Raw genomic sequence first — 23737 nt, 5'->3', positions numbered from 1 at the left:
CCCCGCGAAATCCCTCGCCATTATGTAGCGTCTGCCCAACTTTGAAGGAGCAGACGAATGCGAAAGAGCTGTTTCGGCGAAACGCAGATTATCGGGATGATCAAGGAACAGGAGGCAGGCATGCCGACGGCGGAGGTGTGCCGTCGACACGGGCTTAGCCCGGCCACGTTCTACAAGTTGAAGTCCAAGTATGGCGGCATGGAGGTGTCCGAGGCTGCCAGGCTGAAAGCGCTGGAGGATGAGAACGCCGAACTGAAGCGGCTGCTGGCCGACACGATGCCGGACAACGTGGTTCTGAAGGATCTTCTGGGAAAGAACTGGCGACGCTGATCAAGCGGCGAGAGGCAGCGCTCAGGGCGATGCGGGATCACGATATCTCGCAGCGTCGGGCCTGCCGGCTTGTCGGTGTCGATCCCAAGACGGTCCGGCGCGAACGCCCGCCGGACTGCCCCGAGATCCGCAAGGAGATGCAGGATATCGCCGGGAAGCGGCATCGGTTCGGCTACCGCCGGATCGGCGTTCTGCTTGAGCGCAAGGTCATAATCATGAGCCACAAGAAACTGTATCGGCTCTACCGGAAAGAAGGACTGTCGGTAAAGCGTCGGCGCGGCCGCAAGCGGGCCCGAGGATCGCGCACGCCGATGCCGGGGGCGGCGCATCCCAACGCGCGCTGGTCGCTCGACTTCCTGTCGGACAGCTTTGGCGCCTCACGCAAGTTCCGCATTCTGGCTGACCCGCATAAAGCCCGGTGCCGGAGTAGGCCCAATAGGCAATGTCGGATTGCGAAAAACCGGAATGAAACCGCCCCTCGGCGATTCCCGCGATGTTGTCGACCGATCCCTTGGATCTCTGGGCCATCGCGATCGGCCCGTCCACACCGCAACTGCCCCCTTCGCAGGGGCGCGAGCCGGGCGGGTTCGTAATTGCATTGGCGATGGTTCCACCGAGTGGATAGTAAGTCGCGCCGTCGCCCCCTGTTCCGATCGAGAATAGCGGCATTCCCTGCGCGTTTCCCGGCGTTCCCAGGCACAGCGCCGCGGCCGCGAGCGCCCCCATTCGGATCAACTCCGCAAGTCGCATGGTACTCCCCCGCATCCCGAGTCCTCGACTGCCCAGCCTCTTGCTGCAACCGCGCTTTGTTCTCGCTGGGTGGGTACGACCGCCGGACGACGCCAGCAGGGCAACCTACTGTAGCAAGATTGTTGGATTGTTGCCGTCTCTTCACAAGCGCTTGCGCTTCCTTTCAAGCAACATGCGCCCGGACCAGCCGTCAGACGGTTCAAGCCGCCTGCCCCAGCCGGCCTTCAGGCCCTGGCCACATGAACGGCTTCCGGCCAAGATATCCTGCAGGACAATCCAGGCATGCAACGGCCGAAAGCGGTCCGGCAGGCAAGCATCAGCCGCCCTTCGAAAGTCAAACCGGTCAAGGCCCGGCACCCGCGCGCCGGCCCGGCGAGAGCCCCGTATTCTCAGCATGTTATGCTAATTTTGTTGCGCACCCCGATTACCATGGATAAACAAAATGCTCGAAGGCGCATCGCATTTTGCACCGGGGAGTCGGGTGGGGTACTCGTGAAGACGGTTTTGTCTGTTCTGACGGCATTGGTCCTGAGCATCTCGGCAGCCAGCGCCCAATCCTTCTTCACCAATCTCGGAACCGACCCGTCAACCGGCGTCGACAGGGGCTCCGCCTCCGTCATCCGGAAGGTGGATCGACGGACCGGCTTCCTGACTTTCTCCTCGATCGGCACGAAGGAGATCGGGCCCTATATCGCCTCGGGCACCCTTGCCTGGCCGGATCTGATCGGGGACGGCGATCAGCTGGACCTGGTGCTGGTCCTCGGTGGGCTGTCGGAGTCCGGCGGGCTTGAGCTTGCCGCCGCAGGCGCGGGCTATCGCCGCGAATTGCCGGGCACCGGGGTCACGATCTTCGCCAACGCCGACCATGGCGATTTCGCGCTTGGCTCGGCGACCAGCAAGGCGCTCGCGATCGAGGGAACGCAGACCAATGCGGCCATCGGCGCGCGCAAGGTCTGGAACCTGCCGCAGTACAGCCGGCTGACCGCATCGGTCGAAATGGCGCTGCGGAACAGCCACATCGAGATCCTCGGCGCGACGGCCGCCGAGGAACGGCTCCGGATGCTTCGCGCCGCGCTGCGCTACGAACGGGGCCTGCCCTACGGATTCCAGCAGCGCTACGGGCTATCCGTGACGAAGGGGATCGACGGCCTCGGCGCCTCGGCCTCGGCGGGGCCGCGCCTGTCGGCGCCCGGCGTTGCGACGGACTTCCTCCGTATCGCCTTCAGCGCCGAGATGTCGGTCCCTCTTTCGGCGCGTTTCCTGGTCAATGCGGGCGTCGTCGGTCAATGGACGAACGACAGCCTTCCGGTATCTCAGCGCTGCGGCTACGGCACCAACGCCTATGCGCGCGGCTTCGACCTGAGCTATGTGAATGGCGACAGATGCCTGGGCAGCCGGGTGGAACTGGCCTACAATCTCATCCTGCCCGATCCACGCGCCAAGGTTCTGGACCTGCGACAGGCTTTCCTGGGGGTCGATGGCGGCGCCATCAAGGATATGCCGAACCCGCTGATACCCGGAAACTCGGACCGCTGGTCAAGTGTCTCTGCGGGCCTGCGCGTCGCGAAAGGGGCTTTCGTCGGCGAGGTTGCCCTGAGTCACATCCTCGATAAACCGGCCGGGGCCTTCCCGCAGGACGACACCCGGTTGTGGTTCCAGGCCGGATTCAGCTTCTAGCCCTGCAGCCGGGCGTTGACCGGCGGCGCATCAGCCCGCGCGCGGGGCGGCCGCGACGGCGGGACGCCGCTTGCGCGCGATCATCCTTTCGCTCAGCCAAAGCACCAGCATCGACATCATCAGGAGCGCGCAGCCCCCCGTTTCTGCGGTGCTCAAGCGGTCCGACAGGACCCAGACCGCGAGGCAGGCCGCAATCGCCGGTTCGATCATCGAAGCGATCAGGCCGACAAGCGCCGACCTGCATCGGGCAATGCCCGCGCAATAGCAGACATAGGCCAGCGCGGTCGGCCCCAGCCCCAGGTAAAGCACCAGCCCGACAAAGCGCGGGTCGGAAAGACCCGCCGCCAGGCCCGAGACATCAACTTTGGTGACGATGGGCAGGAAGAGCATCAGGAAGACGCTCGAACAGGAAAGCCCTGTCCCAGCGACGACGAGCGGCGGCGCGCCGCGGCCAAGCGAGCGCGCCGCGTCTGACATGGCGACGAAGGCGACCGCGGCCAAGACCGCGGTCAGCAGCCCTTCGCCCGATCCGGCCAGTCTGACACGGAGGAGCCCGTCATCCGCGATAAGCAGCAACCCCGTCAGCGCAAGCGCCAGCGCGGCCGCACTTCCGGCCGAGACGGGCTCCCTCCGGCGCAGCCAGCTTGCGATCATTGCCAGGACCGGCGGAAGGCATACCGTCAGAAAGACCGTGACGGTGACCCCCAGAAGCGTGAAACAGCGGAAAAGGCCGATCTGGAAGACCGCGTTCGACGCCGCGAAGATCAGAAGGCGCAGCGGGTCGAGCCGCGTGGCAGTCACCGCCCTCAACCCGAGCAGCGCGGTCGCGATCAACAGGATGACGGGACCGGCAATCGCGGTGCGGGCGAGGCCCAGCACCTCGGGCGGAAGGCCCGCGGAACTGGGCGCGATCCGCGCACCCACCCCCACCGTGGCCCAAAGCGCCGCCGCCAGCAGCACCAGGCAGATCCCCGATCTCTCACCGACAGCCCTCACGCGCGCGACCTTTCTTTTCCCGGCAGCGGAAAGGTCTGTCCGGCTCGATACCCACGTCCCGGAAGGGACCGAACCGAACATCGGGGCATCGCCGCCGAGGGCCAGGGAGCACACCCGAAAACGGCGACCGACACGAACAACCGGCAAACCAGGAATACCGCCTACGCCGCCGAACCCCCGAGGTTCGACGCGGCCTGACGGTGGGGGCGATTTGTTGCAGAACTATTTGAAATGCTGTTGCGCGGTTTCTGGCCCCGCTGGCCGCCGGATCTCAGCAGCGCGGCACCAGGCGATACGGCCGCCCGCTCAGACGACCGACGGGCGCGGGAGGCGTGCCTGCGCCCTCATGCCGCCAGTTTCGACAAGGCGACATCGGCAAGGGTCGATTGGTTCAACTCCTCGATGAACCCCGCCTCGGCGCGGCGCAGCCTCGCCTTGAGGCGGCAACACCCGTCGATCACGCATTCGTTCTTGTCGGGCCTGAAGCATTCGACCAGGGCCTGCCCCTGTTCGAGCAGCCGCACCACATCGCCAAGCCGGATGTCTGCCGGATCGCGGCTCAGGACGGCCCCACCGCTCACACCTCGGCGGGTCTCGACGATACCGCCACGGGCAAGCTGTTGCAGGATCTTGGTCAGGTGATTGCGGGAAAGGTTGAACTCCGCGGCCAGTTCGGCGGTGGAAAATGCCTGGCCGGGCGCGCTGGCCATCCGCATCAGCATGCGAAGCCCGTAGTCGGTAAAGGACGTGAGGCGCATGGGATCCTGTCCATTCTAATCAGGTATTTACAATACCTAATTAACAAAGCTAGGCTGGATTACAAGCTCAGACTCGGGGGGGCCATGTCATCCGCGGATTCCCAAACAGCGTCCTTTCGTTCGCGAACGACCGCTGAGATCATGTCAACCACTGGCCTCGACGAAGAAACGCTGACGGACCTGTTGCAGCGGCTGAATGGCAAACTGCGCGAGGACCACGTCCTCGGCCCGATCTTCGCAGCGCCGGATTCGGATCACGACCCGCACCTGGAATGCATGGCAGCCCTGTGGTCCGCGGTCACGCTGATGACAGGCCGCGGGAACTGCGCCCCGGTGCTGGGGTACGCAGCCCTGCCCCCACAAGGGGAACATTTCGGCCGCTGGCTGACACTCTTCCACGAAGCGGCAAGCGAAAGCTCCCTTCCCGAAGACGCCGCCATGGTGACCGATCAGGCCGTTCGGATCGCCCAGTGGCTGCACAGCGCCGTCGAGAACACTGGCCCCAGCCCCGCGAAGGATAACTCAGGCCGGACCCAATAGAGATGGCGCGCCCGACACCCCCTAAAGACCCCGGTGCCCTCACCCGCTTCATCCAGGGCGAGTTTCACGCCAGGCACCGTGCCAGGCTGCCCGCGCTGGCCGCGCTGTCGGAGGAGGTCGAAAGCATTCACGCCGGACGCGCGGGGGTTCCGGCGGGGCTGGCCGGCCTGCTGCGTCAGATGATCGGCGCGCTGGAGGTTCACATGAAGATGGCCGAGTTGATCCTGTTCCCAGCCATGCGGAAGGCCGCACCGGGCCTGGATCTCCCCATCGCGGCGCTGCGCGCCAATCATGAGGATCACACGGCAGAGGTCGAACAGATCCTGGGCCTGACCAGCGGCCTGACCCTGCCGGCGGGTGCCTGCGCAAGCTGGACCCGTCTTTACGCCGAAACCAGGGCGTTCCTTGACGATCTCAAAGAGCACATACGCCTTGAGAACGAGGTGTTGTTCCCGCAATTCGAAACCGGAGTGGCGCGCCATGGCTGATCTGCATCTTCCCAAGCCGACGAGGGAGCTTGTCGATCGGCGCCACGCCCTCGCACCGGGTCCGGAGGACGCGTTCCGCGCCTTCTCCAAGGCCGTTTTCGCCGAAGGCGCCCTTGATGCACGAACTAAGCAGCTGATCGCCGTTGCGGTCGCCCATGTGACCCAGTGCCCGTGGTGCATCGAAGGCCATGTGAAGGCCGCGCAACGCGAAGGGGCCTCGGGCGAACAAATCATGGAGGCGATTTGGGTCGCCGCCGAAATGCGCGCGGGGGCCGCTTGGGCGCATGCGCTGAAGGCGGTCGAGCTGATCCCCGGCACCGACAAACGGGAAGCGTGATGCCACCGAGACCGCCCGTCGCCGAAACCCCTGCCGGGCGCATCCGGGTCAAGCGGGTCTACCGGGCGGCGCGGGTCTCGGACGGCAGGCGCATTCTGGTTGACCGGCTCTGGCCGCGTGGCGTGGCGAAGGACCGTGCCCGGCTCTTTTCCTGGTACAAGGAGATCGCGCCAAGCGGCGATTTGCGGCACTGGTTCCACGACCATCCTGACCTCTGGGCGGAGTTCGAAACGCGCTACGGGGCAGAGCTGGCGGCCAAGGAGGACCTGGTTCGCGAACTCGTCGGATACGCCGAGGACGACGTCGTCACGCTGCTCTACGCCGCGAAAAACGAGGAGCAGAACAATGCCGTCGCGCTTCGGGATTACCTTTGCCGATGGCTTGAACGGAAGGGGGTCGAGCATGACAGAACAACCGCTTGAGGTTTCGCTGCACACGCCGCTGTGCGACCTGCTGGGATGCGACCTGCCCATACTGCTGGCGGGCATGGGCGGCGTTGCGCGGTGGGAACTGGCCGCTGCCGTGGCCAATGCCGGGGGCTACGGCATCCTGGGCATGGTGCGCGAAGACCCGGACCTGATCGCGCGGGAGGTGACGGCGATGCGGGCGGCGACCGGACGGCCCTTTGCCGTCAACGTCATCCCGGCGGCAACGGAACGGCGGCTCCTGGATGCACAGATCGCGCGCTGCCTTGAACTGGGCGTCTCAACCTTCAGCTTTTTCTGGGACGTGATCCCCGATGTCGTCGACCGCGTGAAGCAGGCCGGAGCCCTCGTGCTGCATCAGGTCGGCACGCTCGACGCGGCGCGGATGGCCGAGGATGCCGGCGCGGATGTGATCATCGCCCAGGGCATTGAGGCGGGCGGACATGTCCATGGACGCAGCCCCGGTTTTGCGTTGGCCGAACAGGTCCTGGCGGGAACGCGGCTGCCGGTCGTCGTCTCCGGCGGGATCGCGACGGGCGAGGGGCTTGCCGCAGCGCTCGCGATTGGGGCCAGCGGCGTGCACTGCGGGACGGCGTTCCTGGCCACCGAGGAATCCTTCGCCCATCCCTACCACAAGGCGCGTGTGGTCGAGGCGACCGGCGACGATACGGTCCTGACCGATGTCTTCGTGCTGAACTGGCCCGCCGGCGCTGCGGTCCGGGTGATCGGCAACAGTGTCACCCAAGGTCTGAAGGGCCAGTATCTGGGGCACGACCCCGCGACGCTCCCGCGCGAGGCGATTGCCTGGGACGGCGACCAGCCCCGCCTGCGCTTCAGCACCGATTCACCCCTACGCACGACGACCGGCGATCTGGAGGCGATGGCGCTTTTCGCCGGTCAGGGTGCGGGCGCGATCAGAAAAGTCGTCCCCGCCGCGACAAGGTTGGCCGAGATCGCGGCGCAGGCCAGGCACATCTTGGCAAACCCGGCGCAGGACCGGGTCGAGGCGGCAACATGAGCGGCGACCCCAAGAGCATCCGCAGCCAGGGCCGCTATGCCTCGCCCCCCTGCTACGCCGCCGAAGTCGCGCCGGACTATTTCGACCCGCTGGCGGTCGATCCCGAACAGGCCCGCGATGTCGCGCGCTGGCGCAAGGCCGAACGCGCCCGCCTGCGCGACGCGCGCATGGCGCTCTCGGTCGAGGAACGCAAGGCGGTTGGCGAGGCATTGGCCGGACACCTTCGGCAGGTGCTGAACGATCGCTTCGGCGGCGCGCGCGACCGGGTCTTTTCCGCCTACTGGCCGATCAAGGGCGAGCCGGACCTGCGCCCGCTGATGGCGGAACTTGACGAGGCCGGCGTGATCGTCGCCCTGCCGCTGGTCGAGACCAAGGCCGCGCCGCTAACCTTCCGCCGCTGGACCACCGCGACGCGCATGGTGCGCGGCGACTGGAACATCCCGGTCCCGCCCCCGGACGCCCCCATCGTCACACCCGAGATCGCGCTTGCCCCGCTCGTCGGCTGGACCGCCGATCGCTATCGCCTCGGCTATGGCGGGGGATATTTCGACCGGACGCTCGCGGCGCTGAAGCCGCGCCCCTTCGTGATCGGGATCGGCTTCGACGCCGCCCGCCTCACGACCATCTTTCCGCAGCCCCATGACATCCCGCTCGATCTGATCGTGACGGAGGCGGGAGCGCAGGGCGACACTTAGCGCGGCGGTGCCGGCAGGCCTGGATGCGCCCCGGGCGCGAGGCGGCGCTGGACGGCCCGAAACTGGCCACATGCGATCACGACGCTGAACTGACCCGCCTTGCTCAGACGGGAACGGCGGCCTCGCAGCGGGCGTCTTCGAAGCGGGAAAGCCAGCCGGCGATCTCGTCTACATCGCTTGCCATGCAGGCGGCGGTCGAGAGCGCGTCAGCCAGCGCCGCAGACGGGGCGGAGATAGAGACGGCTCGCCATTTCGCCGCGGCGGGCAGTCCGGCCCGGGGATCGAGGATATGCCCCGCCTGCCCCTCCGCATCGAACACCGTGCCCAGCGGCGCCGAGGTCGCCAACGCACGGCTGCGCAGGTTCACCGCCCCGCCCTCGGCCAGCCGGACCGGCCAGTCGCCGCCCTCGGGATGGCCGCCGATGGCGCGAAATTCGCCAGTGTCGATGAGCACATCCGAAAGCCCTTCCGCCTCAAGCAGCGTCGCGACGCGGTCGGCGATGTAACCCTGGGCGATACCATTCAGGGTCAGCGCCATCCCCGGCAGGACCGCGACCTGCGCGGCGTCAAGCCGCAGGTCGGACCAGCCGCCAATGGCGCGCACGGCCGCCAGGTCCTCGGCGGCAGGCCGCCCCCCGGCGACGGAGCGTTCGGCCCAGAGCGCCCAGAGCGGCTGCACCGTGGGGTCGAAAAGCCCGCCCGTTGCCCGGTGCACCGCGCCCGCGATCGTGAGGCATTCGAGAAGCTCTGGCGGCGGGGCGTCGATCTGTCCGGCGGCATTCAGGCGCATCAGCGCGCTGTCCACCCGGTAAAGGCTGAAGACATCCTCAAGCCGGTCGATCTCGGCTGCGGCGCGGGCGCAGATCGCGGCCGCGTCGGGATGGGCGATCCGGATCGTGGCGCGCGCGCCGAGCGCGATGCCCGACCAGGTGTAGACCCCCGCCGCGCCCGAGCGCACGGGGGAGGCCATCGCCAGGCTCGCGGCGGAAATGGTCAGGAAGCGGCGGCGGTTCAGCATTGGGTCACCCCTCGATCTTCTGAGACAGGGCCTTGAGGCGCGCATCGAACTCTGCGTCGTGCCCGGCATCGTGGTCCTCATGAGCGACCGGCGCGATCACGGCACTGTCCGGCACGGCAGACAGGTCCATGACGTTCCCGCCACGCGCGTCCGCGAAAGCGGCGGCGGCGGCGGCATCGGCAAAGGGCACGAGCTCCGGTGCGCCCATGCCGCCCTCGACCTCGGCCCCGACGACGTAGTGGGCGCTTGCCGCCGCGATCCAGTTCGTCGCGCCCGGCTCCTCCCAGGTCGCACCGGCCGCGCCCATGTCGTTCACATAGATCGCGAGGATCACGCCGTCCTGTTCAGGCAGCCGGGCGTAAGCCACGGCATCGCGCACCTGGCTGAAGAAAAGCGGCTTGCCGGGGAAGCCCTCAAGATGAACCTGCGCCTTGGGGCCGGGGTGTTCCAGGACATTCATCTGGCAGTAATGGCCGACGGCGGTTTCGCTCAGCGCGACGGGGGAAAGATCCTGGGCTTCCTCCTTGCAGGCGGCGGTCAGGAGCAGGGCGAAAAGAAGCGCACGTTTCATGGGGTCACCTTGCGAAAAGCGGTCGCGGCCAGAGTGAGGGAGAGGAGCGGCCAGGCGATGACCGACAGTGCCGATTGCCAAAGCGGGATGGCCTTTGCCGCGCCGGCCACTCCGGCGGCGGCCGCGGCGGCCTCGGACGCGGCGAGGTTGTAAAGGCGGAAGGCGTCCGCCGGGTTCGCCAGCAGCGCCAACGGGAAAAGATCGGTGGTGAACCAGCCGCCATCGTCGCTCACCACGGCCGCAAGGAGCCCAAGGTCATAGAGCACGACAGCACCCAGCCAGAGCCCGATCGCAAGGCCCGCGGCGCCCGAGGGGCGGCGGGCAAGGGACGAAAGCGCATAGCCTGCCCCAAGGAAGGTGGCGCCCAGCAGCAGCGAGGTCCAGGTCAGGCGCAAAAGCGACGGCAGGCCAGAGGCGGAGGCCGGATCGACCCAGAAGGCCGCGACGGCGGCCAGCCCGTAGCCCGCGACCACCGCCAGCGCCAGAACGCCAAGATGCGCGACGAGCTTGCCCAGCAGGATCTCCACCCGCGCGCCCGGATAGGTCAGCAAGAGCGGCAGCGTGCCGCGCTCGACCTCTCCGGCGATGGCATCGAAGGACATCAGAAGCGCCACGAGCGGCACCAGGTAGACCCCGAGCGAGGTCAGCGAGGCCACCGTCACCGACAGCCGGTCAATGCCAAGGCCGCCGGTCGGCGCGGAGCCGGCAGCGGAAAGGACCAGCGCGAACACCGCCATCAGGCCAATGGAGATCGCGACCCAGCGGTTGCGCAGCGCGATGCGAAACTCCATCGCGGCGGTGGCGAGGATGCGGTTCATTGCCCGTCCCTCCGGCTGAAATGGCTGTAGATGTCCTCGAGGCTCGGTGGCACGACCTCGATGTCGGCCACCTTTTCCCCCAGGTCCGCGACACGGGCGAGGATGCCGAGCTTGTTTTCCTGCGCGCAGGACAGCCGCAGATCGGCGCCGACACGGATCGCACCGGGCAGAGCCTCGGCGATCTCGGAGGCATAACCGTTCCGGGCAGTCACATGCATGGTGACGGGCAGGGCGGCGGTGCGGCGCAGGTCACCCAGCGTTCCCGTGGCAACCATGTGGCCCTGCGACAGGATGACGATGCGATCGGTCCGCGCCTCGACCTCGGTCAGCGCGTGCGAGGAGAGCAGAACCGCCGCGCCTTCGGAGGCGAGCCCGTCAAGAAGCGCGTAGAAGTCGCGGCGCGAGACCGGGTCCAGGCCCGAAGTCGGCTCGTCCAGCACCAGGAGCCGTGGCTTGCCGATCAGCGCCTGGGCAAGCCCGACACGCTGGCGCATGCCCTTGGAATAGGTCCCGATCCGGCGCCGTGCGGCAGCATGCAGGCCCACACGGTCCAGAAGGTCGCGCGCGCGCTTGGGGTCTTCGCCCCGCAGCGACAGGAAGTACGCGATCTGTTCCTCGCCGGTCAGCGCCGGGTGGAAGGCCGCGTTTTCCGGCAGATAGGCCACCTGCGCCCGTGCCGCGGCGGAACCGGGCGCCGCGCCGCAGACCGTGACGGAACCGGAATCGAAGGGGATCAGGCCAAGGACGATCTTCATCATCGTCGACTTGCCTGCGCCGTTATGGCCAAGCAATGCCACGCGGCTACCCGGCTCGACGGTCAGGGACACCGCGTCGAGCGCCTTGAACCCGGCGTAGGTCTTAGTGAGTTGCGAAATCTTCAGCGTCGGTGTCATCTTGGTTTCCTTCCGCCCAGCGCCCCGCGACCTCGGCCTCCATGGCCTCGATCGCGGGCGGGACGGGGATGGCCCGTGCGGCCATCAGTGGATGTGAATCGAGAACCCCGCCGGGCAGCGTCGCCGGAAAGCTCTTCTGGCTCCACCGGACGAGCTGCACGGCCGGCGAGCCGGTCAGGAGCGCGGCAGCGGGTTGCGACCACAGGATATGGTCCATGAGGTCGTTCGGACGGAAGACCGCATCGGCGATGCCGTCGCCGTTCAGGTCGAAGGCCGGATGGTCCGACCAGTAGTTGCCGCGCCCCTCGAAGCTCCATTCGACCTGCTTGGTTCCGACGTATTTCACCTGCTCGCGGTTCGCCGCGAAAGTGTTTCCAGTCAGAACGTTGCGCTCCGATCCTGCGGTGAAATGGATGCCGATGCCGCAGCGCTCGAAGCGGTTGTCGTAGATCAGGTTCTTGTGGGCGTTGTAGATGAACAGGCACTTCTTCGTGCCACCCCGGACCAGATTGCCGCTGACATCGGCATTGTTGGCATAGTTCAGCATCACGCCATGTTCGCGGTCACCAAGCGACAGGTTGTCCTTCACCACGACCCGATTGGAATACATGATCGCGTAGCCAAGGTGATTTCCGATCGAGACGTTGCCGGAGATCTCGCTGTTGTGCGTGTACATGTAATGCACAGCGAAACGCAGATCGCGGAACAGGTTGTTGCGGTAGATCCCCTTGCTAGAGGTGTTGGAGAAGATCCCGTCGCGGCCATAACGGATGTCGTTGTCCTCGATGACCGTTCCGGGGGCGTTCCAGATATAGACCCCATTGCCGCGGTCGTTCATGCGGTCGAGCCGGAGGCCGGTGATCGTATTGCCGCGCACGACACCGTCGATGCCGCCATGAACATCCACCCCGTGCAGGTTGCCGAAGATCGCATTGCCCTCGATCAGCGCCCGGTCGGCGCCTTTCACGATCTTGATGCCGGCGTCTAGATCGGCGTTCTTTCTGCCGGATCCGGTGACTGAAATACCCCGCACGACGACATCGGCGGCGGCGACGGTGATCACCGTGCCCTGCCCCATTCCGTTGACGACGGCGTCGGCCGGTCCGGTCAGGGTCAGCGGGCGGTCGATGACGACGGGGCCCTCATAGGCCCCGTCGCCGAGGATCAGCACATCGCCGGGGTTGGCCCCGGCGATGGCGGTCTGCAACGTGCCCGCGCCCGGCATGACCTGCACCTCCGCGGCCCAGAGGGGCGCGGCCAGCAGCATCAGGACGGAGAGCAGGCACTTCGACATGATCAGCTCGCTTTCGGCTCCACGAACATCCGGCCGCGCATCTCCATGTGCAGCGCGTGGCAGAACCACTGGCAATAGTACCAGTATACACCCGGCTGACCGGCGATGAAGGTGACCGAACTTGTCGCCTGAGGCCCGACCTCCATCGCCACGCCATGGTTGCCCATGGTGAATCCGTGGGTCAGGTCATCGATGTCATCGAGGTTGGTGACATAGACCGTCACCTCGTCCCCTTCTTTCACCGTGAAGCTCTGCAGCGCGAACTCAGGCGCCTGGCTGGAGATATAGACCCGGACCTTGTCGCCGTCGCGGATCACCGTGTCCTGCCAATCGTCCAGATCGACACCATCCGCCTCGGCCTGCTTGCGCGCATCGGCCCACATCGGGTCCTGGCGGTTCCACACGCTCACCGGGTTGACCTTGGAGGCATGCACCAGGATCGAGTCGTGCGGCTCGGCGAAGGTCGGGCCGTCATGCACCAGCGTCAGCTTGTCGCCCTCGATCACGAACAGCTGTTCGTTCTCGGGCTTCAGGGGGCCGACGTTGAGGAAGCGGTCCTTCGAGAACTTGTTCATCGAGATGTAGTACTTCGCCGCCGCGTCCAGCGTCTCGCCCTCGGCGGTCGAGTTGTGGCCCGGCTGGTAGTGCACGTCGGTCTTGGACAGGATGGGGTCCTCGCCCGCGATGGCCTTGTCGATGTTCCACTTCACGACCTGGCTGTCGAGGAAGAGCGTGGTGTAGGCGTTGCCCTGGCCGTCGAAGCAGGTGTGTAGGGGCCCGAGGCCCAGTTCCGGTTCGGCCACGACCGCGGAACGCGGATCGGCGCCGTTGTAGAACACGTCGTCGAGCTTGCGCACGTCGATGATCGACACGGTCGGCGACAGCTTGCCGCCGATGCACAGGTGCACCTTGTCGGGCGCCATGTTGCAGCCGTGCGGGTTGTTGGGAACCGGCACGTAGCGGGTGTAGTTCTTATCGCTGCCCTTGCGGCCGTCGATCACCTTGACGCCGTTCAGTTCCTGGTAGTCCCCGGCCTCGATGCCCTTCTCGATCTCCGCGATGTTGTAGACCACGACGTGGTCCATCTCGGCAGAGGTCATGTCGGCCAGGTTCATCCCCATCTCGGAGTTGTAGGAGGTGGAGAAGGCGTATTTGCCCTCATAGTCTGCGTCGGTGTTGTCGAGGTTTCCGCTTACCATGACCTGCCAGGCGATGGTCATGTCGTCGGCGTTGATCGCGGTGTAGAAGTTCACATACTGCGACGGATCGTCGAGGATCTGGCCGTCGTTGACCATCGGCACCTCATCCTCGCCGTTGGCGAAGACATAGTTGGTGCGCGGCCATTTCTGCGGACGCAGACCGTGGATGCCCTTGGCGTTCGGGATCTCGATGATCTTGTCGCATTTCATCACGTCGCCGCGCACGCGGGCCACGCGGGTATTGGCCTTGTCGTTCATGAACAGGAAGCGGCCGTCGTACTTGCCCTCGGTGAAGGACATGTGAACGTGGTGCAGGTCGCCGTTCCGCGGGAATTCGAGACCGTTCGCGGCAAGGTATTTCTTCGTCTTCTCGGTCAGACCCTCGGTCAGGATCTTCCGCGACTCGTTGGTGATGCCCCAGCCGGTCGCGGAACAGATGTTGAACACCGGCACGCGCATCAGTTCGCGCATCGATGGGATGCCGAGGATGCGCATCTCGCCCGTCTGACCCGAGGACCAGAAGCCGTAGTACTCGTCCAGCTGGCCCGGCGCGACATTGGCGGCCTCGGAGGCGCTCACGGCGCTGGCGCCGGCCAGGGTGGCCGCACCAAGGACGCCCCCGGTCAGCGCGACGCGCCCCCCGATGGCCCCGGTCAGAGCACCCCCGGCCGTCGCGCCCAGAAGCCCCCGTCTCGATATCCCGGTCCTATTTCCCAGTGACATGGTCTTTCCTTTCATTCGGCAGGTTGGGATTTGGGTGAATTCGGATGCCCGGTCAGGTCGCGCGGTGCCGCCGTGCCCACGGCGTCGCGGCGCTTCATCTTCTTGATGACGACCGGGCAGGTCGTCTTGGATTGATAGAGAACCTGGCAGTGCAGGCAGTTCACGCATTCGTTCGGGTTGATCTCTCCGGTCGGGTGGATCGCCTGAACGGGGCATTGGTTGGCGCAGGTCTGACAGGGATGGCCACATTCGTGGTACCGCTTGAGCCAGTCGAACATGCGAAGCCGGGCAGGAATGGCGAGTGCTGCGCCCAGCGGGCAGAGATAGCGGCAGTAGAAGCGCTCCACGAAGAGCCCGGCCATCAACAGCGCCGCGACATAGGCGACGAAGGGCCAGGCGCGGACGAACTTCAGGATGATCGCGGTCTTGAAGGGTTCGACCTCGGCCAGATGCTCGGCTTGCTCGATGCTCATCAGCGACACGCCGAAGAGGCCGAGGAAGATCATGTATTTCAGCGGCCAGAGGCGTTCATGCAGGCCCCAGGGCAGCGTCCACTGCGGAATGTGCAGGGCCTTTGCTACGCGGTTCAGAAGCTCTTGCAGCGCGCCGAAGGGGCAAAGCCACCCGCAATAGGCCCCACGGCCCCAGAAGATCAGCGATGCCGCGACCGCGAACCATAGGATGAAGGTCAGCGGATCGAGCAGGAACGCCTGCCAGCTGAACCCGGTGACGAGGGCGCCGAAAAGCGCCATCAGGTTCACCACGGACAGCTGCGCATTGGCGTACCAGCCGAGGAAGACCAGCGTAACGGTCAGGTAGCCGATCCGGAACCAGAAGAACGCCCTCTCATTCCGCGTGACCCAGGTCTGGAAGAAGAAGGCGGCCGTCAGCACGAAGAGCATCCCGCCCAGCACCGCGATCTCGGTCTTTGAGCCAAGCCAGATCTTCTTCCAGAGCTGCGCCTGCGCGGCGTCTTCGTCTTGGGCGGCGGCGGCCTCCGCGGCCGTCGGCTCGGGCGCGGGGGCCGCGGCGACCGGACGCAGGTAGGTTTGCGGTAGCTGATAGCCCAGCTCGAAGGTGGTGAAGAGCTTTTCAATCGCCCCCACCTCACGCTGGACCAGAAGCTGGATACGGAAGGGCTGCGAGGGGTCGAAGCCCACATCGGCCGGGATCTTGAAGAGGTCGGACTCCAGGAACTGCGGGGCACCTTCTGCGGCAACGGAGACCAGGCGCTTGTGCATCCGGTCCCGGAACCGGACCGACACATCGCCCTGGATCAGCACGATCCGGTCGAAGATGCCGCCCCGGACATAGCCCGACCCCTTGAAGCTGTAGAGGCCGCGCCCGACGACGACGATGGCGTGTTCGCCGGGTTGCAGCCAGCCCTCGAGATTGGCGTATTCCGCCTCGCCCAGGATCGAGCGGCCGATCGCGGGGACCGACACAAGGGCGGTCTGCATCTCGATGAAGGTGGTCTCGGGCGCTTCGGTCAGCGGGCGTTCGGCGGCCCGCTTGTCCTCCAGCGCCGCGAAGGCGCCGTTGACCTGCCCCACGTCAAGCGCGAGGCGGCGCAGCGTGCCGTCGCCCTCCATCGCCATCCAGTCCCCGGGGGCCGAGGCGTCCGGGTCGACCTCGAACACAGGGCCGGTTGCCTTCGCTTCGGGCGCAAGCCCGCCCAGCCCCAGCGCACGCGCGACCTTGAGGCCGGAACGCACGATGGAATCGTCGATGACCATCACCGTCACGGTCGCGCCAGAGATGATGTCGACCTCGTGCGAGGTGCCGCCCGTTTCCGCCTCATGCACCAGATCAAGCCCGACATAGCCCGCGGCCATGGCCTTCATCTTCGCGTCGGGAATGCCGATCAGGACGATGGGTTCGGAGTGCTTCACCAGTGCGACGCCGATGATCTTCGCGTCCTTGTCGACGGCGACCATCGTGTGGATGGGTTTGCCGGAATATCCGGTCGTGCCGACGAAATCGCTGGTGATGAAGGCCCAACCGAGCGTTTCGCCGCCCTTCAGGACCGGCGCCGCAGCGATATCGTCACGGATCGGGCCGAAGGCGTCGGCCCCGGCCACGAGGTCGCCAGCGGAAACCTCCGTCAGGAACCTGGGCAGCACCGCCTCCGCCGAGGCGGAAAGCGCCATCAGCGCAAGGGAAATCAGGGAAACGAAAAGCCGAAGGAATGTCATCCGCGAGCGTCCTTGAAGTAACGCCCAGAGCGGTGGCACATCCCGGAAGCGACAAGATCCGCTTTTGTCGAAGCGCGCACAGCGGTCCGGATCCGCATCGGAGCCGGGTTTGCGCGCGCCGGGCAGGCATTGGAAAGGGCCCTGGGCGGAGGCCCCCTCGATTGCGGGCGCAGGTTTGGCCGCGTCCGCGCGACCGTTGCCGAGAATCGGCATCCCCCCGACCGGCGCGCGGCGCGAACGGGCGCGGAATGTTCAGGCGCAAGCAGCGCAGGAGCGGAGAGCGCGATGCAGATCGGGCAGTCCGCACAGTCCGACGTAGGCTGTGCGGGCGCTCCCTCGGCGTTCAGATAGATCGTCTTGGCTCCGTTTTCAGCGCAAATCACGATCGCCGTCAGACCCGCCGCCGCGCTCATGGCGTGCACGCGCGGCCCGCCCGCCAGCACGGTGGCCAGCGAGAAGATCAGCACGAGGAAAAGGCGGGTGACTCGGAACATGCGCCTCGGTCGCATGGCTGGCGCGGGATATCCTTGATAATAATCAATTCGAAAATTCATATGTGTTCCAGCGCAGCCCTAAGCCTGCCAAACCGCCGCGCCCTTGGCCCCGATGGAATGCCTCCACTGAATTGGTCCACGAACCGGGGTAGATACGGCCCCGCCCTGAAGCCCTGGCAGCGGGGGGTTCTGCACATCGCTCGCAAGCTCGTCCAGTTTTCCACCCGCAACGGCAGACCAAGATCATCGACGAGGGCGCGGCGACCGAGACCGCCGCATCCATCGGGGATACGCGACAAGTCTGCCCGTTCGTGCTAGGCATGGGGTCACGGCATTCGGCGAGGGCAGATGCAAAAGGGGCGTTGCCTGTGTGGCGAAATCGAGTTCGCGGTTGAAGGCCCGCCAAACGACGTCATCAACTGCCATTGCAACTTCTGCCAGCGCGCGGCCGGCAGCGCCTATCTCGTGGAGACGCTTTTCGGCAAGGCGAAGTTCCATCTTCTGAAGGGGTCGCCCAAGGTCTACGAACATCGAAGTGAGGGCAGCGCGAAGCGCATTCAGATCCACTTCTGCGACCGGTGCGGGACCAAGACCCATATGCTCTTTGAGCGGTTTCCGTCATCTGTCGGTGTCTTTTCCGGCACGTATGACGATGCCGACTGGTTCGAACACGCGCCGGGCCGCGCGCTTCACTTTTTCCTGAGTACGGCGCCCCTGGGCACGGTCTTGCCCGCAGGCCATGAGGTCTATGACGCGCACTACTGGCAGTCCGAAGGCATCCCCGCCGTCCCGCAGGTCTTCGAGACCCACGAATTGATGACACTAGAGTTGAAGGCAGAAAGCCGTCGGCGCTTGGGCACTTCCAAGTCCTAGCGCGCCTTGCCGTAAATCGGCGTGCCGTCCGGCTGATAGCCGGTGATACCGGGCTCCCACCACCAGATGGGATTGGCCTTGAAACTGTCGCGTTCGTCCAGCCGGTCCAGCAGCGCGCTGACCTTGGGAAACTGGCGCAGGTCCAGGTCGATGCCCAGGGGTCTTGCCTGCACGAAGCGTACATGCGCGGCCAGGAAGATGTCCTGAACCGACGCGCAGCCAGCTTGGAAACCATCGCCAACGCCGCCGAGCCGATTGTCGAGCCATCGCAGGATGGTGGTCAGTTTTTCGGCCGACCGCTGCAGGTGCGCGCTGTCGGCAAGCCCGATGCCACCCCATTTCATCTGCGAAATTGTGGTCGCCGCGTTTCCGAAGGTCTGGATCGTTGCGAAGGTCAGCTTGTCCTGCCACTCGGCCTCCGGACGGAACAGATCTCTGGCCAAGGGCGGCTCGGCCGGTGGCCGATGCGCATAGGTCGCAAGCAGATAGTCGGCGATCGTGCCGCTTTCCCAAAGCGTTTGCACGCCGTCCCAGAAGGTGGGCACCTGCAATGTCGGCGTCGCCCGAACCCGGTCTTCGACGCTCGGCGTCGTGATTTCCTCCCGCCGTTCGTAGTCGAGTTCAAGCTCATCCAGCAGGATGCGGACAGCCCGCGCGAAGGGTGACCCGGTGGTGAAGAGCAATGCGCGCATGTCGAACTCCGCTGAAGGTTCGGAGCGAGCATAGAAGGTCGGACCCGGCCTGTCTGCTTTCTTGGCCTCAAGCGGACCGGCCCCTGCTATCGCCGCGGGCTGACGGCTTGCGCCGCCACATTGCAACGTTCCCTGGCACGCGCCCGGTCGGACGCCGCCCCCACCCCGGTGGCGGGCAACGCCTCCCGGGTGCATCCCAATGGTCAACGGGCCAAAGGGCTAGAGGGCCGTGAAACCGGAAGCGATCCCGATCCATCCTTGCGATCGCGAAGAATTCTCTTCCCTTGCCGCCCGGTCCGTCGAATCCTGTGTTGGAGGCGGAACCAGAACCATGCCAGTTTGCCCTGTCATTCTTTCGGCGGCCCCCCTGTGCCCGCTTCCGGCGGCCGCACTCTGTGTCGCCAACGAGAGGCGCGAGACGCTCTACCTCACGGTCGAGGCGGCAGGGACCGGCGACCGGATCGCCGCCCTGCGGACGCCGGGCGAGCGGCTTTGCCCGAAGGGCAGCCGGATCGGGACCGTGGCGGCCTTCGTGTCCGCCGCCGAGATCGAGGGCAGTTCGCGCCTTGCGGCCGGCGTGGACCGGCTGCGGGCCTTCGCCCGGTTCGACCGCTACACCTGGGCCTCTCAACAGATCGAAAGCGAGGATGCGCTTGGCCAAGACCCCTGACCCGGACAGACCGCCGGGGGCCCTGCGCCGCACCCTCCTGCGGCTCTGCGCGGTCCTGGTTCTGGCGCTGGCGCTGCGCCAGCTCCTGCTATGGGAAAGCGCCGAGGCGGAGGCGGGCCTGGGCCAGCTTCGCCCGTGGATGCTGGTCCTGTTCCTGGTCGTCTATGCGCTGCTGATCGCCGTCCCCTTCGTCCCCGGCGTCGAGGTGGGCCTGACGCTGATGGCGATGGAGGGCCCCTGGATCGCGCCCTGGATCTATCTCGCGACGGTCGGCGGGCTGAGCGCCGCCTTCGCTTTCGGCGAGGGATTGTCCTATGCCCGGCTGCACCGGTTCCTGACCGACCTGCGCATGGATCGCATCTGCCGGCAGATCGAGAAGATCCAGCCCCTTGGCACCGCCGCGCGGCTCGCGCTTCTGGAAGCCCGGGCGCCGACCTGGGCCAGGCCGCTGGTCTCGCGCTATCGCTATGTGCTGATGGCCGTGCTGATCAACCTTCCCGGCAGCACGCTGATCGGCGGCGGGGGCGGGTTGATGTTCCTGGCCGGGTTCAGCCGGCTATTCCACACCCTGCCCATGATCGGGACGATCATGCTCGCCGTCGCCCCCGTCCCGATCGTCTTCTGGGCCTTCGGAGTGGACCTGCGCGAATTCCTCTAGGCTCAAGCGGTCGACCTCGGGGGCGATTGGCCGCCATGTTGAAGCCAGGACAGGATCGCCGCGCCTCGGCATCAGGTGTGGTCCCCGATCAGAGTTCCCAAGCGCATGACGGATGGCGCGGCAGCCTGAGCCGCCGGCACCGCCCCGGATAGAGTGGGGGTATCATTGCCCCCTCCCCGTGCAGGATCCCGTCCAGTCCCTTGCGGACCGGAACCCCAGCCGGTTCCCGAGGCGGCGGGCGCAACGGATCGCTATTCCGCGGGAACGTCGTAGCCCGCCAGCGCCAGACCCTCCATGAGCTTCTCGATCAACTCATCCGGCATCCCGCGGGCCCGGAAGGGCGCGCGCGGGTCCTTCACGAAATCCGGGTACTTCGCACGCAGACGGCCCACCCACTCCTCGGCCTTCGCCTGCTCGCCGTTCAGGGCGTAGCTCGCGGCGAGGCTGGCCATGTTCATGTGCACCAGCGTGCCCATCGTCAGCATCGTGTTGATCGCCGCCGGGTAATCGCCGCGCATGAAGGCATGAAGATGCCAGACATTGTTGAATCCGGAATGGAGATTGGGGTTCAGCGCGCGGGCGCGCGTGATCCAGACCTCGCCCTCCTCCAATCGGCCGGAATAGGCCAGCCAGGTCCCCAGATCGGCGAGAATCCAGGAATCGTTGGGGTTGATCGCGATCGCCCGGTTGGCGAAATCGAGGAACACCGCGATGTCCTCCCCCTTCATCCGGCTGAGCGCGGCCTGGGCGTAGTAGCCGTCCGGGTTGTCGCGATCCTGCGCGAGCGCATTCTTTGCCGCCTCGCCCGCGCGCTCGGCCCAGTCGGGGGGCGGGTCGATGACGAATTTCTTCGCCTCCATGTAGATAAAGGCCAGCCGCGACCAGGCCAGCGAATAGCCCGGCTCGACGATCACCGCGCGTTCCAGACAGGCGCGCGCCCGGCGATGTTCGGCCGGGGCGAAGGTCTGATAGAACCAGTAGCCCAGCAGCACGCATTCATAGGCGCTCAGCGTTTCGGGCGCCTTGTCGCGAATGTCGCGCTGTACCGCCACGTTGAAAAGCGGCGCATCGCTTGAGCCGACCTCGGACGCGACCTTGCTGGCGATCTCAAGCTGGATGTCCAGGACGTCACCGACACTCAGGTCACGGTCGAAGGGTCCCGGCGGCGTCAGTTGCCGGCAGGTCTTGGCGTCCAGGAACGCCGTCGTGATGCGAATGCGCTCGTTGTAGCGTTGGGCCGTTCCGGTCAGGATGTAATCGGCCTTCAACTGCTGCCGGATCGCGCCGCAATCGGGATCGTCGCGAAAGGCCGCGCCCGCCTCGGGGGCGATGACGAACAGGTTCGAAAAGCGCGCCAGTTGCGCATTTATGTCGCGTGTCAAACCCTCGGTGAAGAAGGCGTCGTCGGGATCTTCACCCAGGTTCCGGAACGGGATGAGCACGATCCGCGGCCCGTCCGGCAGCGGCACCGCAGGACCCGCCACCATCGGGGCGCCGGTCGGCCCGATGGTCAGATAACCTATGCCGAGGGCGATGAGGGCCAGAAGCAGCGCCAGCGCGACCAGCCGAATGGGGCCGCCGCGCCGCGCCGCGCCCCCGTTTCGGGCGGCATCGCCCGCGATCGTCGTGACGACGAGATAGCCCTGCTTGGGCACGGTCTGGACGATTTCGTGCCCGGCATCGCCAAGCGCCCGGCGGATATCGGCGATACACTGAACAAGGCTGTCATCCGTGACGAAGGTGTCCTGCCACACGGCCTCGGCAAGCGCGTCTTTTGAGACCACCTCGCCGCGGTGCTGCAAGAGCAGGGCGAGCACCTGCGTGCTTTGGCTGCGCAACGGCACCCGCGCGCCGTCCGCCCCCCTCAGCTGATTGATATTCTTGTAAAAAACGAAATCACCCAAGCGGAAGATTTCAGACTCTTTCGGGTCGATTTCGGGTTCCGTTCGAGACATTTCAGCCTCCGCTCCAGCATCAAGGTAACGAACCCGCCGCCGACTTGGCAAGTTTTCCAACCTCGGGGCGCCAGTGCGGCGGCGGGTCGGTCCAGAAAAGGAGAGACCCATGAAACCGATCATGACCACCGCACTCCTCGCCCTGATGCTTCCCGGCGTTGCCCACGCGGACAGCCGGATCGAGCGGTTCTGCGGCGCCGGGCATCAAAACGAGGTCGCCACGCAGGAGGCCGTGAAGCCCAATCCCGCCGGGTACTATGTCGTACCGCTCCGCGAACAGGTCGATGAGGGCGACCCGCGGATCATCCTGACGAACGACCAGGACTTCCACCTTTGCACCCGCCCCGTCGCGACCCCGAACATGAGCGCGAATGACGCCTATCTGCAAAGCGGCAAGCGTGAGGTCAAGTTCCTGTTCGTGCCGATCCTGAACTGGCGCGAGCGGACATCGTCGTGACGCGGGCCTTGGGCCTCTGCGTGGCATCCGGCTTTCGCATTTTGCGCGTTGGCGGATCGATGGTATCCTGACGCGGATTGGGGGCTCCAAATGGCCATCGGCACGCAGGACGACACGGAGTTCGTGCACTTCTGGAACACGGTTCTGGAGCCCAAATTCACGAAGTATCGGCATATCCTCCAGGGGGGCCTGTCGCGGCATTCCGCGGCAGTGCTTCCGAAGCTTGGGATCAAACGGGGAATGTCGGTCCTCGATGTCGGCTGCGGCTGGGGCGATCTGTCCTTGCAGGTGGCCGAGATCGTCGGGCCCGAGGGGCGGGTCCTCGGGATCGACTGCGTCGAGGCGTTTCTGGACCCCGCCCGGGCGGACGCGGCGGCGCAGGGATATTCCAACGTCGAGTTCAAAAGGGGGGACGCGGAGATCGCCTTGCCGGAGCGTGCGTTCGACTACGTGGTCGCCCGCTTCGGAACCATGTTCTTCGCGAACCCCGTCGCGGGGTTGCGTCACATGCGCCTTGCCCTGAAGCCGGGCGGAACGATGACCCACATCGTCTGGCGCACCAAGGCGGACAATCCGGCCTGGCACGGCCCCGAAGAGATCACGTTGCGCCACCTCCCGCCACCGGGAGCGAACGCGGACACCTGCGGTCCGGGGCCATTCTCCATGAGCAATCAGACCACGGTCGGCCTGATGATGAAGAGCGCGGGATACGAGGACGTGAGCTTCGCCCGTGTCGATGCGAAGATCATGGTCGGCACGACGCCCGAAGAATGCATTGCATACGCGCTGGCGCTGGGGCCTGCCGGAGAGGTGTTCCGCGAGGCAGGCGCCCTCGCAGAGGCGCGGCGCCCCGAGATCGAGGCGGATATGCGGGCCTTTTTCGAAGCCCAGGAGCGGGATGAAAAGGGGATCTGGCTGGGCACCTCGTCCTGGGTCATCACGGCGCGCAATCCGGGCTAGGCCCGCGCCGTCCGGCGCAACAGGGCAAGGATGCACGCCCGCACCACCGCGATCCGTCCCCTCCCCCGCTCCGGGGTCAGCGGTGCCGCATCGATCTGTCTCTGGCTGAGCCCGCCTGTGGCCACCGAAAGCAGGGTGGCCTCCAACCCTCCCCCGGCCTCATCGACCGCAAGCGGCATCAGCCGCCCGCAGATGGGCACGACCACCCCGCAGGAAGGCCTGCTGACCCGCACGTGGCTTTCCCGGAGCATGC

The 23737-nt window shown here is 66.1% G+C and carries 25 protein-coding genes and 2 pseudogenes; 13 read left to right on the top strand and 14 right to left on the bottom strand.

Translation table 11 applies throughout. The features are described 5' to 3' along the window. Positions 1 to 57 precede the first annotated feature (57 nt). Positions 58 to 731, top strand: a pseudogene (locus OE647_RS14325) (transposase); the annotation flags it as partial. Between the two features lie 58 nt (positions 732 to 789). Here OE647_RS14325 and OE647_RS14320 read toward each other — a convergent pair. After that, positions 790 to 999: pseudogene (locus OE647_RS14320) on the bottom strand (TAXI family TRAP transporter solute-binding subunit); the annotation flags it as partial. Positions 1000 to 1584: 585 nt separating this feature from the next. On the opposite strand from OE647_RS14320, the gene OE647_RS14315 reads away from it, so the two are divergent. Then, complete coding sequence (locus OE647_RS14315) at positions 1585 to 2757, top strand: ShlB/FhaC/HecB family hemolysin secretion/activation protein (RefSeq protein WP_263722436.1); 1173 nt, start codon at positions 1585 to 1587, stop codon at positions 2755 to 2757. Positions 2758 to 2787: 30 nt separating this feature from the next. Here OE647_RS14315 and OE647_RS14310 read toward each other — a convergent pair whose 3' ends face one another. Continuing rightward, entirely contained in the window at positions 2788 to 3753 is a 966-nt protein-coding gene (locus OE647_RS14310; protein ID WP_263722435.1) for an EamA family transporter, read from the bottom strand. A 344-nt stretch (positions 3754 to 4097) separates the two neighbouring features. Then, positions 4098 to 4511 carry an RrF2 family transcriptional regulator gene (locus OE647_RS14305; RefSeq protein WP_263722434.1) on the bottom strand — a complete coding sequence of 138 codons (414 nt, stop codon included), beginning with the start codon at positions 4509 to 4511 and terminating at the stop codon, positions 4098 to 4100. 141 nt (positions 4512 to 4652) lie between these two features. Here OE647_RS14305 and OE647_RS14300 point away from each other — a divergent pair, with 141 nt between their 5' ends. From OE647_RS14300 to OE647_RS14275, 6 genes are read left to right on the top strand one after another with little or no spacing between them, the layout of a single operon-like run. Further along, complete coding sequence (locus OE647_RS14300) at positions 4653 to 5051, top strand: group III truncated hemoglobin (RefSeq protein WP_263722433.1); 399 nt, start codon at positions 4653 to 4655, stop codon at positions 5049 to 5051. Positions 5052 to 5053: 2 nt separating this feature from the next. Next, on the top strand, positions 5054 to 5539 hold the full coding sequence (locus OE647_RS14295) for a hemerythrin domain-containing protein (RefSeq protein ID WP_263722432.1): 486 nt from the start codon (positions 5054 to 5056) through the stop codon (positions 5537 to 5539). Then, positions 5532 to 5876, top strand: coding sequence for a carboxymuconolactone decarboxylase family protein (locus OE647_RS14290; RefSeq protein ID WP_263722431.1), 345 nt, complete (start codon positions 5532 to 5534; stop codon positions 5874 to 5876). Before OE647_RS14295 ends, OE647_RS14290 begins: the two co-directional genes overlap by 8 nt. Continuing rightward, positions 5876 to 6298, top strand: a complete 423-nt coding sequence (locus OE647_RS14285; RefSeq protein ID WP_263722430.1) for a DUF488 domain-containing protein — start codon at positions 5876 to 5878, stop codon at positions 6296 to 6298. Before OE647_RS14290 ends, OE647_RS14285 begins: the two co-directional genes overlap by 1 nt. Further along, on the top strand, positions 6279 to 7319 hold the full coding sequence (locus OE647_RS14280) for an NAD(P)H-dependent flavin oxidoreductase (RefSeq protein WP_263722429.1): 1041 nt from the start codon (positions 6279 to 6281) through the stop codon (positions 7317 to 7319). The genes OE647_RS14285 and OE647_RS14280 overlap by 20 nt, the downstream gene beginning before the upstream one ends. Next, positions 7316 to 8014, top strand: a complete 699-nt coding sequence (locus OE647_RS14275; protein WP_263722428.1) for a 5-formyltetrahydrofolate cyclo-ligase — start codon at positions 7316 to 7318, stop codon at positions 8012 to 8014. Before OE647_RS14280 ends, OE647_RS14275 begins: the two co-directional genes overlap by 4 nt. Before the next feature lie 103 nt (positions 8015 to 8117). Here the strand turns inward: OE647_RS14275 and OE647_RS14270 are convergent, their stop codons facing one another. From OE647_RS14270 to OE647_RS20205, 8 genes are read right to left on the bottom strand one after another with little or no spacing between them, the layout of a single operon-like run. Beyond that, the gene (locus OE647_RS14270; RefSeq protein WP_263722427.1) at positions 8118 to 9032 is read right to left on the bottom strand and encodes an FAD:protein FMN transferase; all 915 of its coding nucleotides are present in this window, start codon (positions 9030 to 9032) and stop codon (positions 8118 to 8120) included. Between the two features lie 4 nt (positions 9033 to 9036). Continuing rightward, positions 9037 to 9603: a nitrous oxide reductase accessory protein NosL gene (locus OE647_RS14265; protein ID WP_263722426.1), complete on the bottom strand. Its 567-nt coding sequence runs from the start codon at positions 9601 to 9603 to the stop codon at positions 9037 to 9039. Further along, positions 9600 to 10421: an ABC transporter permease gene (locus OE647_RS14260; protein ID WP_263722425.1), complete on the bottom strand. Its 822-nt coding sequence runs from the start codon at positions 10419 to 10421 to the stop codon at positions 9600 to 9602. The genes OE647_RS14265 and OE647_RS14260 overlap by 4 nt, the downstream gene beginning before the upstream one ends. Continuing rightward, positions 10418 to 11314, bottom strand: coding sequence for an ABC transporter ATP-binding protein (locus OE647_RS14255; protein WP_263722424.1), 897 nt, complete (start codon positions 11312 to 11314; stop codon positions 10418 to 10420). Before OE647_RS14255 ends, OE647_RS14260 begins: the two co-directional genes overlap by 4 nt. Continuing rightward, a complete protein-coding gene (locus tag OE647_RS14250; RefSeq protein WP_263722423.1) occupies positions 11280 to 12608 on the bottom strand; it encodes a nitrous oxide reductase family maturation protein NosD in 1329 nt (442 codons plus the stop codon). The genes OE647_RS14255 and OE647_RS14250 overlap by 35 nt, the downstream gene beginning before the upstream one ends. Positions 12609 to 12610: 2 nt before the next feature. Continuing rightward, a complete protein-coding gene (gene nosZ / locus OE647_RS14245; protein WP_263722422.1) occupies positions 12611 to 14530 on the bottom strand; it encodes a TAT-dependent nitrous-oxide reductase in 1920 nt (639 codons plus the stop codon). Positions 14531 to 14541: 11 nt separating this feature from the next. Continuing rightward, entirely contained in the window at positions 14542 to 16725 is a 2184-nt protein-coding gene (locus tag OE647_RS14240; RefSeq protein ID WP_263722421.1) for a NosR/NirI family protein, read from the bottom strand. Beyond that, the gene (locus OE647_RS20205; RefSeq protein WP_412174958.1) at positions 16722 to 17219 is read right to left on the bottom strand and encodes a DUF2946 family protein; all 498 of its coding nucleotides are present in this window, start codon (positions 17217 to 17219) and stop codon (positions 16722 to 16724) included. Before OE647_RS20205 ends, OE647_RS14240 begins: the two co-directional genes overlap by 4 nt. 348 nt (positions 17220 to 17567) lie before the next feature. Between OE647_RS20205 and OE647_RS14235 the strand changes: the two genes are divergently transcribed. Beyond that, positions 17568 to 18092, top strand: a complete 525-nt coding sequence (locus OE647_RS14235; protein ID WP_263722420.1) for a GFA family protein — start codon at positions 17568 to 17570, stop codon at positions 18090 to 18092. Here OE647_RS14235 and OE647_RS14230 read toward each other — a convergent pair. Further along, entirely contained in the window at positions 18089 to 18784 is a 696-nt protein-coding gene (locus OE647_RS14230; RefSeq protein ID WP_263722419.1) for a glutathione S-transferase family protein, read from the bottom strand. The two genes, OE647_RS14235 and OE647_RS14230, sit on opposite strands and share 4 nt — an antisense overlap. Before the next feature lie 331 nt (positions 18785 to 19115). Here OE647_RS14230 and OE647_RS14225 point away from each other — a divergent pair, with 331 nt between their 5' ends. Both OE647_RS14225 and OE647_RS14220 read left to right on the top strand, forming a co-directional pair. After that, positions 19116 to 19454, top strand: a complete 339-nt coding sequence (locus tag OE647_RS14225) for a hypothetical protein (protein WP_263722418.1) — start codon at positions 19116 to 19118, stop codon at positions 19452 to 19454. Further along, a complete protein-coding gene (locus OE647_RS14220; protein WP_263722417.1) occupies positions 19438 to 20112 on the top strand; it encodes a hypothetical protein in 675 nt (224 codons plus the stop codon). Before OE647_RS14225 ends, OE647_RS14220 begins: the two co-directional genes overlap by 17 nt. A 251-nt stretch (positions 20113 to 20363) precedes the next feature. Here the strand turns inward: OE647_RS14220 and OE647_RS14215 are convergent, their stop codons facing one another. After that, the gene (locus OE647_RS14215; RefSeq protein WP_263722416.1) at positions 20364 to 22067 is read right to left on the bottom strand and encodes a winged helix-turn-helix domain-containing protein; all 1704 of its coding nucleotides are present in this window, start codon (positions 22065 to 22067) and stop codon (positions 20364 to 20366) included. Between the two features lie 109 nt (positions 22068 to 22176). Here OE647_RS14215 and OE647_RS14210 point away from each other — a divergent pair, with 109 nt between their 5' ends. Next, on the top strand, positions 22177 to 22524 hold the full coding sequence (locus OE647_RS14210; protein WP_263722415.1) for a hypothetical protein: 348 nt from the start codon (positions 22177 to 22179) through the stop codon (positions 22522 to 22524). 90 nt (positions 22525 to 22614) lie between these two features. After that, complete coding sequence (locus OE647_RS14205; RefSeq protein WP_263722414.1) at positions 22615 to 23484, top strand: class I SAM-dependent methyltransferase; 870 nt, start codon at positions 22615 to 22617, stop codon at positions 23482 to 23484. Here OE647_RS14205 and OE647_RS14200 read toward each other — a convergent pair. Next, positions 23481 to 23735: a hypothetical protein gene (locus OE647_RS14200; RefSeq protein ID WP_263722413.1), complete on the bottom strand. Its 255-nt coding sequence runs from the start codon at positions 23733 to 23735 to the stop codon at positions 23481 to 23483. The two genes, OE647_RS14205 and OE647_RS14200, sit on opposite strands and share 4 nt — an antisense overlap. Between the last annotated feature and the right edge of the window lie 2 nt (positions 23736 to 23737).

Source organism: Albidovulum sediminicola (assembly GCF_025751575.1).
In the GTDB taxonomy this organism is placed as follows: Bacteria; Pseudomonadota; Alphaproteobacteria; order Rhodobacterales; family Rhodobacteraceae; genus Albidovulum; species Albidovulum sediminicola.
Note: the sequence above shows the minus strand (reverse complement) of the source record. Positions and strands in the feature narration are given on the sequence as shown.

Bases quoted from the DNA above. Each gene is read 5' to 3' on its own strand.
- OE647_RS14300 (WP_263722433.1), top strand. From the start codon at position 4,653: ATGTCAACCACTGGCCTCGACGAAGAAACGCTGACGGACCTGTTGCAG.
- OE647_RS14200 (WP_263722413.1), bottom strand. From the start codon at position 23,735: ATGCTCCGGGAAAGCCACGTGCGGGTCAGCAGGCCTTCCTGCGGGGTG.
- OE647_RS14235 (WP_263722420.1), top strand. From the start codon at position 17,568: ATGCAAAAGGGGCGTTGCCTGTGTGGCGAAATCGAGTTCGCGGTTGAA.
- OE647_RS14280 (WP_263722429.1), top strand. From the start codon at position 6,279: ATGACAGAACAACCGCTTGAGGTTTCGCTGCACACGCCGCTGTGCGAC.
- OE647_RS14225 (WP_263722418.1), top strand. From the start codon at position 19,116: ATGCCAGTTTGCCCTGTCATTCTTTCGGCGGCCCCCCTGTGCCCGCTT.
- OE647_RS14275 (WP_263722428.1), top strand. From the start codon at position 7,316: ATGAGCGGCGACCCCAAGAGCATCCGCAGCCAGGGCCGCTATGCCTCG.
- OE647_RS14205 (WP_263722414.1), top strand. From the start codon at position 22,615: ATGGCCATCGGCACGCAGGACGACACGGAGTTCGTGCACTTCTGGAAC.
- nosZ (WP_263722422.1), bottom strand. From the start codon at position 14,530: ATGTCACTGGGAAATAGGACCGGGATATCGAGACGGGGGCTTCTGGGC.
- OE647_RS14265 (WP_263722426.1), bottom strand. From the start codon at position 9,603: ATGAAACGTGCGCTTCTTTTCGCCCTGCTCCTGACCGCCGCCTGCAAG.
- OE647_RS14215 (WP_263722416.1), bottom strand. From the start codon at position 22,067: ATGTCTCGAACGGAACCCGAAATCGACCCGAAAGAGTCTGAAATCTTC.
- OE647_RS14305 (WP_263722434.1), bottom strand. From the start codon at position 4,511: ATGCGCCTCACGTCCTTTACCGACTACGGGCTTCGCATGCTGATGCGG.
- OE647_RS14270 (WP_263722427.1), bottom strand. From the start codon at position 9,032: ATGCTGAACCGCCGCCGCTTCCTGACCATTTCCGCCGCGAGCCTGGCG.
- OE647_RS14295 (WP_263722432.1), top strand. From the start codon at position 5,054: ATGGCGCGCCCGACACCCCCTAAAGACCCCGGTGCCCTCACCCGCTTC.
- OE647_RS14260 (WP_263722425.1), bottom strand. From the start codon at position 10,421: ATGAACCGCATCCTCGCCACCGCCGCGATGGAGTTTCGCATCGCGCTG.
- OE647_RS14250 (WP_263722423.1), bottom strand. From the start codon at position 12,608: ATGTCGAAGTGCCTGCTCTCCGTCCTGATGCTGCTGGCCGCGCCCCTC.
- OE647_RS14290 (WP_263722431.1), top strand. From the start codon at position 5,532: ATGGCTGATCTGCATCTTCCCAAGCCGACGAGGGAGCTTGTCGATCGG.
- OE647_RS14255 (WP_263722424.1), bottom strand. From the start codon at position 11,314: ATGACACCGACGCTGAAGATTTCGCAACTCACTAAGACCTACGCCGGG.
- OE647_RS20205 (WP_412174958.1), bottom strand. From the start codon at position 17,219: ATGTTCCGAGTCACCCGCCTTTTCCTCGTGCTGATCTTCTCGCTGGCC.
- OE647_RS14230 (WP_263722419.1), bottom strand. From the start codon at position 18,784: ATGCGCGCATTGCTCTTCACCACCGGGTCACCCTTCGCGCGGGCTGTC.
- OE647_RS14210 (WP_263722415.1), top strand. From the start codon at position 22,177: ATGAAACCGATCATGACCACCGCACTCCTCGCCCTGATGCTTCCCGGC.
- OE647_RS14285 (WP_263722430.1), top strand. From the start codon at position 5,876: ATGCCACCGAGACCGCCCGTCGCCGAAACCCCTGCCGGGCGCATCCGG.
- OE647_RS14240 (WP_263722421.1), bottom strand. From the start codon at position 16,725: ATGACATTCCTTCGGCTTTTCGTTTCCCTGATTTCCCTTGCGCTGATG.